Genomic DNA, 15,562 nt, shown 5'->3' on the forward strand with positions numbered 1-15,562 from the left:
TAGTCGTGCGGTCTGGCGGAACGGGATCGGCAGATCCGGGGCGAGTCAGCCGCCCGCCTGGTCCTGCGCATCGATGCGCAGGGTCAGGACAAAGGCCTTGGCCGGCAGTGTATCGCGTGCCGCCGGGGCCAGCATGCCGGTCTGCGCCAGCAGCGCGTCGAGCGAGATGGTGCCGTAGCGCACCTGGGCATCATTGGCGCCGCACAGCTCGCGTGCCATGAACAGGCCTAGGCCGGTGCCCTGCGCGTTGCTGGTGAAGAACGGCTCGAACAGCGTGCGCTGGTGTTCGCGCGACACTTCGACGCCGTCATTCCAGACGATCAGCTCGGCATGGTGCTGGTCCAGCGCGTGGGCCAGCAGGCGGATCGCGCCGGGCAGGCGGCTGCAATAGCGCCAGGCATTGTCGAGCAGGTTGCCCAGCACCTGCTGCAGTTGCGAAGGATCGAAGATGACCGGGCGTGCCACGTCCACCGTGACCCGCACCGCGTTGGCGTTGATCTCGGCCGGGCGCGGCGTGCGGCGCGCGCCGACCGGGTCATGGCTGGTCGAGCGGGCGCGCATTTCCAGCCGCCAGCGGCCAACGATCTCCGGCAGCGCCTGGTTCAGGTCCACCGCGGTGCGTTCGGTGCGCGGCCGGCGCGACATCTGCAGCACGTCCGACACCACCTGGTCGAGCCGCTGCACATTGTCATGGATGATGCGCAGCAGGCGCGCGTCGACATCGCCTTCGGGGCGCCCGCGGCTGGTCTCGGCAAGCAGCTCGCTGGCCTGGCTGATGGCGGCCAGCGGATTGCGGATCTGGTGCGCGACGCTGGCCACCAGCCGGCCCATGGCGGCCAGCTTCTCCTGCTGTACCTGCTCGGCGATGCGCTCCCAGCTTTCGATATGGACCAGCACGGTGTCGCGCATCTCGCTGCGCAGCAGCGCTTCGTCCTCGGGCCGCCAGGCCATGGCCTCGCTCTGCGCGATGGCCAGGCGCAGCCGCGCCGCCGCCTCAGGCGTGAGCTCGTTCCAGGTGGCCGTGTTCATGGCCTGCTGCGCGCTCAGCGAGACCGACAGCGACGAAGCGAAGGTCGAGCGCAGGCTGGCCAGCCCCGGCAGCAGGAAGCGCAGCCGCAGGCGCGTATGCAGGATCGGGCCGCGGGCCGACGAGGGCCGCGACGGCAGCGGCAGCAACTGCAGGATGCGTGGCGCATCATCCTTGCTGCGCACCCAGTCGCGCAGCATCTCCATAAGCGGCTGCAGGCGCGGGATCTGGCGCACGTCGAACAGCGCGTCGCGCCCGGTGCCGGGCGTGGCCGAAGGCTTGCCGCGCTCGGCCGGCTGCACGCCGAGCAGCACCACCGCGGCCGGGTTGGCGGCCACCACGGCGCCGTTGGCGCGCAGCAGCATCACGCCGTCCTGCATGTCGTTGACCATCAGCCGGTTGACCAGTTGCTGCAGGCGCAGCTCCTGCTCGCGCGCCAGCGCCAGGTGTTCCTGCGCAAGCTGGCGGTTGGCCAGCAGGTACATCAGCGACGCCGCGATCATGAACACCAGGCCGTACAGCCCCGAGCCCAGCAGGCCCGCATCGGCCTGGTGCAGCAGCAAGGTCTGCGCGAACGGGGCGCTCATCACCACCAGCGCCGAGGCCGCCGCGACCGACAGCGCGAACAGCAGGCTGGTGAGCGCGCCCGCCTGCAGCGCCGGCAGCAGGAAGATCATCGCCATGCCCTCGCCGCGATAGCCCTGGGCAAGGAAGATCAGGCCCAGCAGTCCAGGAGAAATAGCGCAGCAGTCGCCAGTGGAATTCCGGCGGTTCCGGTCGCTGCCACATGGCGGCGACGATGTGCCAGGCCTTGAGGCCGGGCCCTGGCGAGGACGTGGGCGTGGACGAGAGCGCGGCGGGTCTCTTCATGCGGCGGGATTGTCCGCGTCGCTGTCGGCCGGCAGGTGGGCACGCCGGCAATAATGCAGGCCGCGGTAGGCGATGGCTTCGCCGCGCGGCAGGTGCACGGCGCAGTACGCGCATTGCACCATGGCCTCCTGCGGCGCCGCGGGCTGGCGCGGCCGCACGGTGTCTTGCCCGGCCTGGCGCCGTTCCGCGCGCTGGCGCAACCACCAGAAGAAGCCCAGCAGCACGGCCAGGACTAGAAGGATGCGTGCCATGCCGGGTTCAGAGTCGGTGCAGGATGACTTCGATGACGAAGCGGCTGCCCACGTAGGCCAGCAGCAGGATGCCGAAGGACGCGATCACCCAGCGCAGGGCCGTGCGTCCGCGCCAGCCGTAGAAGGTGCGTCCGGCCAGGATGCCGGCGAACATCACCCAGGACAACAGTGCGAACACGGTCTTGTGGTCCAGCCGGAAGGCGCGCCCGAACAGTTGCTCGGAGAACAGCAGGCCCGACAGGATGGTCAGCGTCAGCAACACGAAGCCGGCGCCGATCAGCCGGAACAGCAGTTTCTCCAGCGTCAGCAGCGGCGGCAGCAGGTCCAGCCAGCGCCCCATCCATTGCGCCGAATCCTCGCCCTGCCCACCCTGCCCGGACTGCCTGCCATGGGGTGCGCGGTTGAAGCCGTGCAGCCGGCGCTCGGCCAGCAGCATCAGGAAGGCGTGGAAGGCGGCAAGCGTGAACAGCCCGTAGGCCACGTTGGCAATGACGAAATGCAGCTTGAACAGCGGCGCCGCCGCGTAGCCCAGGATCTGCGCGCCGGGAAAGGCCAGCGGGATCAGGCTGGCCAGCATCGCCACCGGGAACACGATCAGCCCGAGCCCGGCCAGCGAAAAGAAGAAGCTCTCTATCCAGTAGATGCCCACGCCCAGCCACAGCATGGCCGAGAGCGCGAAGGCAAAGCCGAACATCATGCGGTCGGCCGGGAAGATGGTCTCGTGCAGCAGCAGCCCGTGGCTGGCCAGCGCGGCCAGCATCAGCGCGTGCCACCAGGCCGGGCGCGCCTCGGCGCGCCCCCCGCCTGCGCCTTGCAGCAGCACGGTAGCTGCCGCGCCCCCCAGGGCGCCGCTGGCGGCGCCGGCAGCCGATAGCTGCGGGTTGCGCGTCGCCCAGCCATGAAAGGCCAGGCCGCAATAGAGAAGTGCCGTCAAGGCATACAGTACAATGGCCATTTGCACAGTTTACCTTAGCGCCCCGCCCCGGTGGCGCCCCGCTTGAGCCGGGCCCGACGCCAGCCTCAAGCCTCGATAAAGCCTATCCCCCGGACTTCTGCCATGCTGGACAATCTCACTCAACGCCTGGCGCGGGTCGTCAAGACCATGCGCGGCGAGGCTCGCCTGACCGAAGCCAATACCGCCGAAATGCTGCGCGAAGTGCGCCTGRCCATGCTGGAGGCCGACGTCGCCCTGCCGGTGGTGCGCGAATTCATCGCCCGCGTGAAGGAAAAGGCGCTGGGCGAGGACGTGGTTTCCAGCCTCACCCCCGGCCAGGCGCTGGTGGGCGTGGTGCAGCGCGAGCTGACCGCGGTCATCGGCGGCGTGGAAAGCCTCTCGGCCGGCGACAAGAGCGGCGAGCTCAACCTGGCCGTGCAGCCGCCCGCGATCATCCTGATGGCCGGCCTGCAGGGTGCGGGCAAGACCACCACCGTGGGCAAGCTGGCCAAATGGCTCAAGGAAAACAAGAAGAAGAAGGTCCTGACGGTATCGTGCGACGTGTACCGCCCCGCCGCCATCGCCCAGCTCAAGACCGTCTCGGAGCAGGTCGGCGCCGACTTCTTCCCTTCCCAGCCCGACCAGAAGCCGGTGGACATCGCCCGCGCCGCGGTCGACTGGGCCCGCAAGCACTACCATGACGTGCTGATCGTCGACACCGCCGGGCGCCTCGGCATCGACGAGGTGATGATGCAGGAAATCACCGCGCTGCACGCCGAGCTCAAGCCCGCCGAAACGCTCTTCGTGGTCGACGCCATGCTGGGCCAGGACGCGGTCAACACCGCGCGCGCCTTCCATGACGCGCTGCCGCTCACCGGCGTGGTGCTCACCAAGCTGGACGGCGATGCACGCGGCGGCGCCGCGCTGTCGGTGCGCCATATCACCGGCCGGCCGATCAAGTTCGTCGGCGTCGGCGAAAAGCTCGACGGGCTCGAGCCCTTCTACCCCGATCGCATGGCCCAGCGCATCCTGGGCATGGGCGACATCCTCGCGCTGGTCGAGGAAGCCCAGCGCGGCGTGGACATGGAAGCCGCCGAAAAGCTGGCCAAGAAGATCAAGAAGACCGGCGACTTCGACCTGGAAGACTTCAAGGCCCAGATCGGCCAGATGCGCAAGATGGGCGGCCTGGGCAGCCTGGTGGACAAGCTGCCGGCCCAGTTCGCCCAGCAGGCCCAGGGCGCCAACATGGACGTGGCGGAAAAGCAGGTGCGCCGCATGGAGGGCATCATCAACAGCATGACCGCCGCCGAGCGCGCCAAGCCGGATCTGATCAAGGCCAGCCGCAAGCGCCGCATCGCCACCGGCGCCGGCGTGCCGGTGCAGGAAGTCAACCGCCTGCTCAACCAGTTCGACCAGATGCAAGGCATGATGAAGAAGCTCAAGGGCGGCGGCATGATGAAGATGATGCGCTCGATGGGCGGCATGAAGGGCGGCATGAAGGGCCTCTTCAACCGCTGAGCGGCCACCGGTAGCTACCTACAAGACAGTCAGAGACAGGATCGACATCATGATGAGCGCCGAACAGGCCCGCGAACTGTGGGCCAACTCCGAGGAAATCGTCAGCGCGCAAGCCGTGCATGAGTCGCTGGACCGCATGGCGGCCGAGATCACGGAAAAGATGGGCGACACCTTTCCGCTGGTGCTGTCGGTGATGGGCGGCGCCGTGGTCTTCACCGGCATGCTGCTGCCCAAGCTGGCGTTCCCGCTGGAGTTCGACTACATCCACCTCTCGCGCTACAACAACAAGACGGTGGGCGGCGAGATGCAATGGCGCGTGGCGCCGCGCGAGTCCGTCAAGGGCCGCACCGTGCTGGTGCTGGACGACATCCTCGACGAAGGCGAGACCATGGCGGCGATCCGCCAGCGCATCATGGACATGGGCGCCACCAACGTCTACGCGGCGGTGCTGTGCGAGAAGGCGCTGCAGAAGGCCAAGCCCATGCACCCCGATTTCTGCGGCTTCACCGTGCCGGAGCGCTATGTCTTCGGCTGCGGCATGGACGCCCACGGCTACTGGCGCAACCTGCCCGCCATCAGGGCCTTGCGCTGAGGATCGGCCACAGCGAGGCCAGCAGCAGCAGCGCCATCGCCACGTTGAACAGGCGCAGCACACGCGGCTGYGCCAGCCAGCGSCGCAKSGCSGMGCCGAAYACCGCMCACRTYGCCACGCTGGGCAGGTTGATCACGGCAAACATCCCGGCCAGCAACAGCACGTTGAGCCACACATTGCCGTCCAGCACATAAGTGCTGCACGCGCCCACCGCCATCACCCACGCCTTCGGGTTGACCCACTGGAACGCCGCGGCCTGCAGGAAGCCCATCGGCCGCGCCACCTGGCGCTCCTGCAGCCCGCCCGAGGTAGCCAGCTTCCAGGCCAGCCACGCCAGATAGAGGGCTGCCACCACGCGCAGCACGGTCCAGGTCCAGGGCAAGGCGGCGAACAGCGAACCCAGCCCGAGCCCCACCACGGCCACCATCAGCGCGAAACCGGCGCTGATGCCGAGGATGTGCGGCACGGTGCGGGCAAAGCCGAAGTTCACGCCCGAAGCCAGCACCATGGTGTTGTTGGGACCGGGCGTGATCGACGAGACCAGCGCGAACAAGGCGAAAGCGGCAAACACGCCGGATCCGGCGGCGAACGGGGGCACGACCATGACTGACTCCATCTGGGACAACGATGCAAGCCAGTCTAGCCAGATGACTCAGTACAGTACCGGTACAGTTGACCTGAAAACTGGCAGTACGGGCACGAGCACCTGCGCCCGGCGTTTGCGAAGGCTCAGGCCCCAGCCCGCAAGGCATGCAGGGCCACCAGCAGCGCGATGCCCCACAGCACCAGCCCCGTCACCCGCTCCACGCCGCGCACCGAACGCGCGAAGCGCGCGCGCACCGGCGGCAGCCGTACCCCCCAGGCCACCAGCAGGTCCCAGCCGAAGACCACGGCAAACATCCACAGGCCGTAGCCGAACTGCGCCACGATCGGCGTGCGGCTGCCGGCCAGCATGGAAAACAGGCTGGCGTAGAACAGCCCGTTCTTCGGGTTGAGCGCGGCCGACAGGAAGCCGGTGGCGAACTGCGCCGCGTAGTCGCCCGGCGGCGGCGACCCGCCGGCCTGCGCCAGCGAGGTCTCGCCGCCCGAGCGCAGCAGCCGCCAGCCGAGCCACRCCAGGTACAGGCAGCCGCCCCACTGCAGCAGCATGAACAGCCCGTGGCTCGCGCGCGTGGCCGCCAGCCCGGCCATCGCCAGCGCGATGAACAGGCCGTTGCCCAGCGCGATGCCGAGGCAGACGGCGCTGGCACGGGCCACGCCGTGCACCAGCGAGCTGCGCACCACCAGGAAGAAATCGGGCCCCGGGCTGAGCAGCGCGAGGAAGTGCGCGCCCGCCACCAGGGCGAATTGGCCGAAGCCCGCTGCGACGAGGAAATCCATGCTGGTCCTTTCGTGAAAGGCAGCCAGTGTGGGCGGCGCGGCAGGCAGGTGTATTGGAGAAAATTGCACGCGGTGGCCCGCGCGGGCTCAGCCGGCGCGGCGCTGGAAGCCGCGCGGCGTGAGCGCGACGCGCTGCTTGAAGGCGCGCTGGAAATGGCTCTGGTCGGAAAAGCCCAGCATCTGGGCGATGTCCGCCGGCGCGCCGCCCGCCTGCAACAACAGGCGCGCGTGGTTGATGCGCAGGTCGAGCTGGTAAGCGTGCGGGGTCATGCCGGTCTCGGCGCGGAAGGCGCGGATCAACTGGTAGCGGCTCATGCCGGCGCTGCGCGCCATCTCGGCCAGCGGCAGCGGCTCGGCATGGCGCTCGCGCAGGGTCGCCACCAGGCCGGCCAGGCGCCCGCGCTCGCCGGGCGCAGGCGGCGCGCCGACGGACTGGCGCCGGTCGTCGCCGCCGAACAGCGCCGCGACAAACCCGGCCAGCGCGGCTTCCTTGCGGGCGCCCGGCGCCGCCGAGAACAGCAGGCGGTTGAGCGYGCACAGGCCCGCGTAGGTGTCGGCGGCGCTGGTGACGCGCACGCGCGCCAGCGCCGCCGGCAAAGCAGGCGCCACGCCGCCTGCGGCCAGCGCCGCGGCCGCCCATGCCGGGTCGATGTGCAGCATCTGGTAGCTCCAGCACCCATCCGGCGCCGGGTTGCACGCGTGTACCTGCCCGGCCGGGATGACCACCACGTCACCCGGCGACAGGCGCACCGCTCCCGCCTGTGTGCTGAACATGCTGTGGCCGCCGTCGACGGCGCCGATCGACAGGGTGGGATGGGTATGCGGCAGGTAGGCCGCGCCGCTGTCGCTGGCGCAGCGGCTTTCGACGAAGGGCATGGCCGGGTCGGACCAGTAGCGACCGGGCTGCATGCCCGCCGGCCCTTGCGCCGTCCGGTAGATCGCCCGGGGCATCACCCGGTCCGGTAGGGCCGCTCGCGCAGCCATTTGGTGGCGATCCATTTCTCGCCTTCCTCGACCGGCAGGCCGGCGTGCAGGGTGCGCTCGTCCAGCGTGCCGTCGGACTTGCGGTAGCTGAAATAGACCGCGTTGCCCTTCACCGGCGCCACCTCGAGGCCGAGCTTGGGGAAACCGGTGGCGCCGCCCGCGGGCGGGCTGTTGAGATAGATCACGAGCGTGGCGATGCGCTGCCCGCCCACCCTGAGCTGGCGCGCCTCGCCGGGGCGCTGCGGATTGAAGAAATCGTAGTGTGGCTGGTACTCGCCGCCGGGCTTGTAGTTGAGGATCTGCAGGCCCTCGCCGCGCTCCGCGGCAATGCCGGTCACGGTGGCGATGCAGTCCTCGATGCGCTCGATCAGCGGATGCTCGCCCACCTGGAACATCGCCCCCATGCTGGTGCGCGCATCGATCAGGTTCTCGTCGCCGGTGTCGGGGTTGATCACCGGCGAGCGCGCCAGGCGGCCGCGCGCCAGCGCCACCAGGGCGTCGCAATCGGCATCGGTCAGCAATTGCTGGAACAGCACCACGCGCGGCGCGGACAGCGCGAACAGGATCGGGATGTCGCGCCCGGCATGGTGCGCGGCGTTGCGGGCGGGGAAATTGGCGGCGCGATCGCGGGCCTCGGCAGGAGGTTGCGGCTTGCCGGCGGACTGGCCGGTGTCCGTTTCGCCCCCGGCGCTCTCGCCCCGGGCCACGCCGCGCGTCGCCGCCAGCGCGACACCCACCGTGGTCCGCGCGAAGGCGGGATCGTAGCCCGACTGGCACATCGACTGCACCAGCGCTTCGGCACCGAAGCCTTGCGCGATATGGCGCTGCAGCCAGCGCTCGAGGTCCGGCGAGGAACTGGCGTAGCCGGGCTTGCCGGCGCCGCTGCCGCCACCGGTCGTGCCAGGCGTGCTCATGAGGGATTGGCCAGCCGCTGCGGCGAGAACGGATTACGCGATGGCGCCTCCGGCGGCAGCGCGCGCGCGCGCGCCGCCGTGCCGGGATCGGCTTCGCCGGCCACGGTCACGGTGGCCTCGGAATACTGCCAGCGCTTCCACGCCGCCAGCACCGCATGGGGATACTCGGGCCGGCCGCGGCTGCCGTTATAGCGCCCCAGCGCCAGGAACAGGTCGCCCTGCTCGCGGTCCAGGTAATGGCGCAGGATGGTGCAGCCGTAGCGCAGGTTGCTCTGCAGGTGGAACAGCTTGCGCGCATCGCCGTCGCCGATGCTGCGCGACCAGAACGGCATGACCTGCATCAGCCCGCGCGCGCCTGCCCCGCTGATCGCGTACTTGCGGAAATTGCTCTCGACCTGCACCAGCCCGAGCACCAGCGAAGGTTCCAGGCCGGCACGCTTGGCCTCGTAGTAGGCGGTCTCGATCAGCTCGATGCGCACCTGCGGCTCGGGGATGCGCGCGGCGAGCCGGTGCGACATCTCCTCCAGCCATTTCACGTAGGCCAGCTGCTCGCCGCCGGTGGCGAAAGCCGGGCGCAGCGGGCGGCTGTCGGCGATGGCCGCGGCCAGCGCGCCGCGCACGGAGTCGGCCAGGTCTTCTTCCTTCTGGGCGCCCGCATGCGCAGCCGCGCTGAGCACAAGCAGCAAAGCCGCGCCGGCCTGCGCCAGGCGCAGATGACGGCAGCGAGCGCCAAGGCTGCGGCCCGGGGCGCGCATGGGCTCAGGCGGACAGCAGGCCGCGCACGTGCCCGACCACGTCCGCCAGCGGCAGTTGCGTGGCCTCGGCGTCGCGCCGCCCCTGGTATTCGACGCGGCCTTCCTTCAGGCCACGGTCGCCCACCACCACGCGGTGCGGCACGCCGATCAGCTCCCAGTCGGCGAACATGGCGCCGGGGCGTTCGCCGCGGTCGTCCAGGATCACATCGACGCCGGCTGCCAGCAGTTCGGCGTGGATGCGGTCGGCTTCGGCCTTCACGGCCTCGGAACGGTCATAGCCAACCGGGCAGATCACCACCGCGAACGGGGCGATGGCGGCCGGCCAGATGATGCCGCGCTCGTCGAAGTTCTGCTCGATGGCCGCACCCAGGATGCGGGTCACGCCGATGCCATAGCAGCCCATCTGCATCGGCTGGGTCTTGCCGTTYTCGTCCAGGAAGGTGGCGCCCATCGACTCGGAATAGCGCGTGCCGAGCATGAACACATGRCCCACCTCGATGCCGCGGCAGATTTCCAGCGTGCCCTTGCCGTCCGGCGAGGCGTCGCCGGCCACCACGTTGCGCAGGTCGGCGACGAGCGGTTCCGGCAGGTCGCGGCCCCAGTTCACGCCGGTCAGGTGATAGTCCTTTTCATTGGCGCCGCAGACGAAGTCGCTCATATTGGCAACGGTGCGGTCCGCCACCACCTTGATGGGCTTCTTGGCGCCGATCGGGCCCAGGTAGCCCGGCGGCGTGCCGAAGGTCTCGACGATCTCGGCCTCGGTGGCGAAGCGGAACTCGGCCAGGCCTTGTACCTTGGAAGCCTTGACCTCGTTGAGCTCGTGGTCGCCGCGCAGCAGCAGCAGCCAGATCTGCGCGCCGGCCTCGCCGTCGGTGGCCAGCACGAGCGACTTGATCGTGCGCGCCAGCGGGATGCCCAGCAGTTCTGCCACGTGCTCGCACTTGGCCTTGCCCGGGGTGGGCGTATTCACCATGTCTTGCGCCGGCGCGGCRCGCTGGGCCAGCAGCGGCAGGGCCTCGGCCGCTTCCATGTTGGYGGCGTAGTCCGAGGTGGGGCAATAGACGATGGCATCCTCGCCGGTGTCGGCGATGACGTGGAACTCATGCGAGCCGGAGCCGCCGATGGCGCCGTTGTCCGCCGCCACGGCGCGGAACTCCAGGCCGAAGCGCTGGAAGATGCGCACATAGGCGTCGAACATCTTGTCGTAGGACACCTTGAGCCCGGCCGTGTCGCGGTCGAAGGAATAGGCATCCTTCATGGTGAACTCGCGCCCGCGCATGATGCCGAAGCGCGGCCGGCGCTCGTCGCGGAACTTGGTCTGGATCTGGTAGAAATTGACCGGCAGCTGCTTGTAGCTGCGGATTTCGCTGCGGGCGATGTCGGTGACCACCTCCTCGGAGGTGGGCTGCACGGCGAAATCGCGTTCGTTGCGGTCCTTCAGGCGCAGCAGCTCGGGCCCCATCTTGTCCCAGCGGCCGGTTTCCTGCCACAGCTCGGCCGGCTGGATCACCGGCATCGACAGCTCGACCGCGCCGGCGCGGTTCATTTCCTCGCGCACGATGTTTTCCACCTTGCGGATCACCCGCAGGCCCACCGGCATGTAGTTATAGATGCCGGCGCCGAGCTTCTTGATCATGCCGGCGCGCATCATCAGCTTGTGCGAGACGATTTCCGCGTCGGAAGGGGCTTCCTTGAGGGTGGAAATGAAGAATTGCGAGGCTTTCATCCGTTGCTTTCTCGTGAGGCCATGTCCGCTGCCGCAAGCCGCGGGCGGAGGATGGCGCGAATCCGTTGCGCGCGTGCGCCTGAAACAGCGCTTTTTGCTCGGGGAAAACCAGCACCCCGTTGCATAAAGCCGCATTACGCGCTTCCTTTATAATCGACGTAATTCTAAAGGATTCGAGGTGCAGTCATGCTCGATCGTGAAGGCTTTCGCCCGAACGTCGGCATCATCCTCATCAACGCACGGAACGAGGTGTTCTGGGGCAAGCGTATCGGCGAACATTCGTGGCAGTTTCCTCAAGGCGGCATCAAATACGGCGAAACGCCGGAACAGGCGATGTACCGCGAGCTACATGAAGAAGTCGGTCTGCTGCCCGAGCATGTCAGGATTGTCGGTCGCACGCGCGACTGGCTGCGTTATGAGGTGCCGGACAAGTTCATCCGCCGCGAAATCCGCGGCCATTACAGGGGACAGAAGCAAATCTGGTTTCTGTTGCGCATGGCGGGCCGCGATTGCGACATCCGCCTGCGTGCCACCGACCACCCGGAGTTCGATGCCTGGCGCTGGAGCCACTACTGGGTGCCGCTCGATGCGGTCATCGAGTTCAAGCGCGAGGTGTACCAGCTCGCGCTGAACGAGTTGTCCCGCTTCCTGCAGCGCAATACCCGCGCGCCACTGAGCCCTTACGGCACGCATGGCGCGCACGGCAGGCATTTGCCGGCGCGCCCGGGATCTGCCTACGCGRCACCTGACGCACATGCCGACGGCATCGCCCACCTGGCGCACGGCAACCAGGACCACCACGCCCACGAACAGGGCGCAACATCGCCGGCCGACCCGGCGTCCACAGAACGGAGTACCGATGATTGAATCTGCCGGCCGGGGCTTGCGCGCCCGGCTGCCCGCCGCCTGCCTGCTGGCGGCAATGTTGTCCCTGGGCCTGGCCGGCTGCGGCAGCGCCCCCACCTACACCAAGGTGGATCCGGACGCCGACCAAGAGGACTACACGCCCAAGAAGGAATTCAGCCTGCTCGATCCGTTCGGCCCGCGCCAGTTCAACGAGGTCGCGACCCAGCTGCCGGCGCCGCCGCAGGACGCCGACCTGATCCCGTTCGAAGTCAGCCCGACCGGCAACTTCAACTTCTGGGTGGATGCCAAGTCGATTTCGGTCGGCGTGGACGGCGCCGTGCGCTACACCGTGGTCATCACCGGCCCGAGCGGCGTGCGCACCACCAGCTTCGAGGGCCTGCGCTGCGATTCGTACGAGCGCAAGCTGTTCGCCACGCTGCCCAAGGGTGCCAAGGAATGGGTGCGCAACGGCAGCGACGACCGCGACGGCTGGATCCGCATCGTCAACGGCGTGCGCAACAACTACGCCGGCGCGCTGGCCACCGATTTCTTCTGCGAAGGACGCTCCGCGTCCGGCAAGGCACAGGACATCGTCAAGCAACTGCGTGGCGAAGCGCCGCGCAAGAGCCTGAACGTGCGCTGACACGCGCCGGCCACGCGCCGGTGCGAAGCAAAAAGGGCTGCACGATGTGCAGCCCTTTTTGCTTGCCCCGCCCGCCCCCTCAGACCAGCACGAGGTTGTCCCGATGGATCAGTTCGTGCTCGTTCTGGTGGCCCAGCACGCGCTCGATCTCCGAGGACGGCTTGCGGGCGATCAGGCGGGCCTCGGCGCTGGAGTAGTTGGTGATGCCGCGCGCCACTTCGCGCCCGCCCGCGTCGACGCAGGCGATGACCTCGCCGCGCGCGAATTCACCTTCCACCTCCACCACGCCGATCGGCAGCAGCGATTTGCCGCCGCTGGTGAGCTTTTCGACCGCGCCGGCGTCGATTACCACGCGCCCGCGCATCTGCAGGTGATCGGCCATCCATTGCTTGCGCGCGTTCAGGCGGCCCGTCGGCGCCAGCAGCTGGGTGCCGATGCCTTCGCCGCCGGCCAGCCGCTCCAGCACATTGGCTTCGCGCCCCGAGGCGATCACGGTATGCGCGCCCGACTTGGCGGCGCGCTTGGCGGCCAGGATCTTGGTCAGCATGCCGCCGCGCCCGATCGAGGTGCCGGCGCCGCCGGCCATGGCCTCGAGTTCCGGCGCGCCGGCCAGCGCCTCGTCCACGAAGGCGGCCTGCGGGTCGCGGCGCGGGTCGGCGGTGTACAGGCCGCGCTGGTCGGTCAGGATCACCAGCGCATCGCCCTCGATCAGGTTGGTGACCAGCGCGCCGAGGGTGTCGTTGTCGCCGAACTTGATTTCGTCGGTGACCACGGTGTCGTTCTCGTTGATGATGGGCACTACGCCGAGCGACAGCAGGGTCAGCAGGGTCGAGCGCGCATTGAGGTAGCGCTCGCGGTCGGCCAGGTCGGCGTGGGTCAGCAGCACCTGCGCGGTGCGGATGCCGTAGCGGCCGAACTGGCTTTCGTAGACCTGCGCGAGCCCCATCTGGCCCACCGCGGCGGCGGCCTGCAATTCGTGGATTTCCTTGGGGCGCCGCACCCAGCCCAGGCGCTGCATGCCCTCGGCAATGGCGCCGGAGCTGACCAGCACGACTTCCTTGCCGGCCATGCGCAGCTTGGCGATCTGGGCCGCCCAGCGCGCGATGGCGTCGTGATCGAGCCCCTTGCCGTCGTTGGTCACCAGGCTGGACCCGACCTTCACGACGATACGTTTTGCCTGGGCGATGACCGATTGCATGGCGGGATCCTGTCTCCTGGGTACTTCCTGGGTGATGCCGTTATTGTCAGTGGCGGGCCGCGCCTGGCTCAGTCCTGCGCGTTGCCGCCCTGGTCGATATTGTGCAGGCGCTCGTCGAAACGGATGTCCGGTTCCTCGAGTGCAGCCGCTTCCTCGGCCTTGATCGCGGCGAGGTGGTCCTTGATCGCGTAGATCAGCTCGCGGCAGCCTTCGCCGGTCAGGGCSGAGATRYGGAACACCGGGCCCTTCCAYTTGTAGCGCTTGACGAAGTCCTTCGCGCGCTTTTCGCGCTCTTCCTCGGGCACCACGTCGAGCTTGTTGAGCACCAGCCAGCGCGGCTTGTCGTAGAGGCTCTCGTCGTATTTCTTCAGCTCGTTGACAATGGCGCGCGCTTCCGCCACCGGATCCACGTTCTCGTCGAACGGCGCCAGGTCGACGATATGCAGCAGCAGCCCGGTGCGCTGCAAGTGACGCAGGAACTGGTGGCCCAGTCCGGCGCCCTCGGCCGCGCCTTCGATCAGGCCGGGGATGTCGGCCACCACGAAGGACTGCTCGTGGTCGACCCGCACCACGCCCAGGTTGGGATGCAGCGTGGTGAAGGGGTAGTCGGCCACCTTCGGGCGCGCGTTGGAAATATGCGAGATCAGCGTCGACTTGCCGGCGTTGGGCATGCCCAGCAGGCCAACGTCGGCCAGCACTTTCAGTTCGAGCTTGATCATGCGGCGCTCGCCCGGCTTGCCGTCCACCTGCTGGCGTGGCGCGCGGTTGGTGCTGGACTTGAAGTGCAGGTTGCCCCAGCCGCCCATGCCGCCCTCGGCCAGGCAGACGGTCTGGCCGTGCTCGGTCAGGTCGGCGATCAGGTCGCCGGTATCCATGTCCAGGATCTGCGTGCCGACCGGCATGCGCAGCGTCACGTCCTCGCCGCCCGCGCCGTAGCAGTCCGCGCCGCGGCCGTTCTCGCCGTTGCGCGCCACATGCTTCTTGGCGTAGCGGAAATCGATCAGGGTGTTGATGTTGCGGTCCGCCACTGCGAACACGCTGCCGCCACGGCCGCCATCGCCACCGTCCGGGCCGCCGAAAKGCACGAACTTCTCGCGCCGCATCGATGCGCTGCCGTTGCCGCCATTGCCGGCAATGACTTCAATTCTGGCTTCGTCGATGAACTTCATGATGACCTTCCGTGGTGGAGCGGCCGCAAGACGTGCGTCCGGCCGGGATGGCAGGAGACACGGGCGCGGCGAATGGCGACGATGTCATTGTCGCCAGAAATGAAAAAGCCCCGCAAGTACTGCGGGGCCTTCGTGCTGCAAAGGCGGTGATCAGGCTGCCGGAACGACGCTGACCTGCTGCTTCTTGGCAGCGCCCTTGACGGCGAACTGCACGTGACCGTCGACCAGGGCAAAGAGGGTGTGGTCCTTGCCAATGCCAACGTTCTCGCCCGGGTGCACGCGGGTACCGCGCTGACGCACGATGATGCTGCCGGCGTTGATGGCCTGGCCACCRWACACCTTSACGCCCAGACGCTTCGATTCSGAATCRCGGCCGTTCCGTGTGGAACCGCCGCCCTTTTTCTGTGCCATGACTAACTCCTGTCGCTTTTACTTTACCTAGTTACGCTTGATTTCGATGATCGCTGAGCAAGGCTCAGGCAACGATCGCTTCGATGCGCAGCTCGGTGTAATTTTGACGATGGCCCTGACGCTTTTGATAGTGCTTGCGACGGCGCATCTTGAAGATCTTCACTTTATCGTGACGACCTTGGGAGATAACGGTAGCCTTGACGGAAGCCCCGCTAACCAGCGGCGTGCCAAATTTGATTTGGTCGCCTGCGCCCACTGCGAGCACCTGGTCGAGCGTGATTTCTGCGCCAATGTCTGCCGGTATCTGTTCTACTTTAAGTTTTTCGCCAGCAGCAACCTTATAT

General features: G+C 68.1%; 16 protein-coding genes and 1 pseudogene. 4 read left to right on the forward strand and 13 right to left on the reverse strand.

The genetic code is table 11. The features are described 5' to 3' along the window. Positions 1 to 45 precede the first annotated feature (45 nt). From AC1DO7_RS06290 to AC1DO7_RS06300, 3 genes and pseudogenes are all read right to left on the reverse strand, one after another. Positions 46 to 1,897, reverse strand: a pseudogene (locus AC1DO7_RS06290) (sensor histidine kinase). Continuing rightward, on the reverse strand, positions 1,894 to 2,148 hold the full coding sequence (locus AC1DO7_RS06295; protein WP_441617806.1) for a PP0621 family protein: 255 nt from the start codon (positions 2,146 to 2,148) through the stop codon (positions 1,894 to 1,896). The pseudogene AC1DO7_RS06290 and the gene AC1DO7_RS06295 overlap by 4 nt, the downstream one beginning before the upstream one ends. A 7-nt stretch (positions 2,149 to 2,155) precedes the next feature. Further along, positions 2,156 to 3,103, reverse strand: coding sequence for a cytochrome C assembly family protein (locus AC1DO7_RS06300; protein WP_441617808.1), 948 nt, complete (start codon positions 3,101 to 3,103; stop codon positions 2,156 to 2,158). Between the two features lie 102 nt (positions 3,104 to 3,205). Between AC1DO7_RS06300 and ffh the strand changes: the two genes are divergently transcribed. Together ffh and AC1DO7_RS06310 are read left to right on the forward strand one after the other, a co-directional pair. Further along, a complete protein-coding gene (gene ffh, locus AC1DO7_RS06305; RefSeq protein WP_477115893.1) occupies positions 3,206 to 4,600 on the forward strand; it encodes a signal recognition particle protein in 1,395 nt (464 codons plus the stop codon). A gap of 49 nt (positions 4,601 to 4,649) precedes the next feature. Next, entirely contained in the window at positions 4,650 to 5,192 is a 543-nt protein-coding gene (locus tag AC1DO7_RS06310; RefSeq protein WP_441617812.1) for a hypoxanthine-guanine phosphoribosyltransferase, read from the forward strand. Here AC1DO7_RS06310 and AC1DO7_RS06315 read toward each other — a convergent pair. The 6 genes from AC1DO7_RS06315 to AC1DO7_RS06340 all read right to left on the reverse strand — a co-directional run bounded on the left by AC1DO7_RS06315 (position 5,176) and on the right by AC1DO7_RS06340 (position 10,951). After that, positions 5,176 to 5,796: a LysE family translocator gene (locus tag AC1DO7_RS06315; protein WP_477115894.1), complete on the reverse strand. Its 621-nt coding sequence runs from the start codon at positions 5,794 to 5,796 to the stop codon at positions 5,176 to 5,178. The two genes, AC1DO7_RS06310 and AC1DO7_RS06315, sit on opposite strands and share 17 nt — an antisense overlap. Before the next feature lie 125 nt (positions 5,797 to 5,921). After that, positions 5,922 to 6,572: a LysE family translocator gene (locus tag AC1DO7_RS06320; RefSeq protein WP_477115895.1), complete on the reverse strand. Its 651-nt coding sequence runs from the start codon at positions 6,570 to 6,572 to the stop codon at positions 5,922 to 5,924. A gap of 87 nt (positions 6,573 to 6,659) precedes the next feature. Next, positions 6,660 to 7,523, reverse strand: a complete 864-nt coding sequence (locus AC1DO7_RS06325) for an AraC family transcriptional regulator (RefSeq protein ID WP_477115896.1) — start codon at positions 7,521 to 7,523, stop codon at positions 6,660 to 6,662. Next, on the reverse strand, positions 7,523 to 8,470 hold the full coding sequence (locus AC1DO7_RS06330; protein WP_441617820.1) for a 2OG-Fe(II) oxygenase: 948 nt from the start codon (positions 8,468 to 8,470) through the stop codon (positions 7,523 to 7,525). Before AC1DO7_RS06330 ends, AC1DO7_RS06325 begins: the two co-directional genes overlap by 1 nt. Beyond that, on the reverse strand, positions 8,467 to 9,225 hold the full coding sequence (locus AC1DO7_RS06335) for a lytic transglycosylase domain-containing protein (protein WP_441617822.1): 759 nt from the start codon (positions 9,223 to 9,225) through the stop codon (positions 8,467 to 8,469). Before AC1DO7_RS06335 ends, AC1DO7_RS06330 begins: the two co-directional genes overlap by 4 nt. 4 nt (positions 9,226 to 9,229) lie before the next feature. Next, positions 9,230 to 10,951: a proline--tRNA ligase gene (locus tag AC1DO7_RS06340; RefSeq protein ID WP_477115897.1), complete on the reverse strand. Its 1,722-nt coding sequence runs from the start codon at positions 10,949 to 10,951 to the stop codon at positions 9,230 to 9,232. A 186-nt stretch (positions 10,952 to 11,137) separates the two neighbouring features. Here AC1DO7_RS06340 and AC1DO7_RS06345 point away from each other — a divergent pair, with 186 nt between their 5' ends. Together AC1DO7_RS06345 and AC1DO7_RS06350 are read left to right on the forward strand one after the other, a co-directional pair. Beyond that, positions 11,138 to 11,818: an RNA pyrophosphohydrolase gene (locus AC1DO7_RS06345; RefSeq protein ID WP_477115898.1), complete on the forward strand. Its 681-nt coding sequence runs from the start codon at positions 11,138 to 11,140 to the stop codon at positions 11,816 to 11,818. After that, positions 11,811 to 12,440 carry a CNP1-like family protein gene (locus tag AC1DO7_RS06350; protein ID WP_441617828.1) on the forward strand — a complete coding sequence of 210 codons (630 nt, stop codon included), beginning with the start codon at positions 11,811 to 11,813 and terminating at the stop codon, positions 12,438 to 12,440. The genes AC1DO7_RS06345 and AC1DO7_RS06350 overlap by 8 nt, the downstream gene beginning before the upstream one ends. Before the next feature lie 79 nt (positions 12,441 to 12,519). Here AC1DO7_RS06350 and proB read toward each other — a convergent pair whose 3' ends face one another. The 4 genes from proB to rplU all read right to left on the reverse strand — a co-directional run. Continuing rightward, positions 12,520 to 13,638 carry a glutamate 5-kinase gene (gene proB, locus AC1DO7_RS06355; RefSeq protein WP_441617830.1) on the reverse strand — a complete coding sequence of 373 codons (1,119 nt, stop codon included), beginning with the start codon at positions 13,636 to 13,638 and terminating at the stop codon, positions 12,520 to 12,522. 68 nt (positions 13,639 to 13,706) lie between these two features. Continuing rightward, a complete protein-coding gene (gene obgE, locus AC1DO7_RS06360) occupies positions 13,707 to 14,807 on the reverse strand; it encodes a GTPase ObgE (RefSeq protein WP_477115899.1) in 1,101 nt (366 codons plus the stop codon). A gap of 150 nt (positions 14,808 to 14,957) precedes the next feature. Next, positions 14,958 to 15,218 carry a 50S ribosomal protein L27 gene (rpmA, locus tag AC1DO7_RS06365; protein WP_477115900.1) on the reverse strand — a complete coding sequence of 87 codons (261 nt, stop codon included), beginning with the start codon at positions 15,216 to 15,218 and terminating at the stop codon, positions 14,958 to 14,960. 64 nt (positions 15,219 to 15,282) lie between these two features. Then, positions 15,283 to 15,562: 50S ribosomal protein L21 (gene rplU, locus AC1DO7_RS06370; RefSeq protein ID WP_477115901.1), on the reverse strand; the 280-nt coding region annotated here is incomplete at its 5' end.

The sequence above is a fragment of the Cupriavidus sp. 05N40 genome (genome assembly GCF_056397305.1).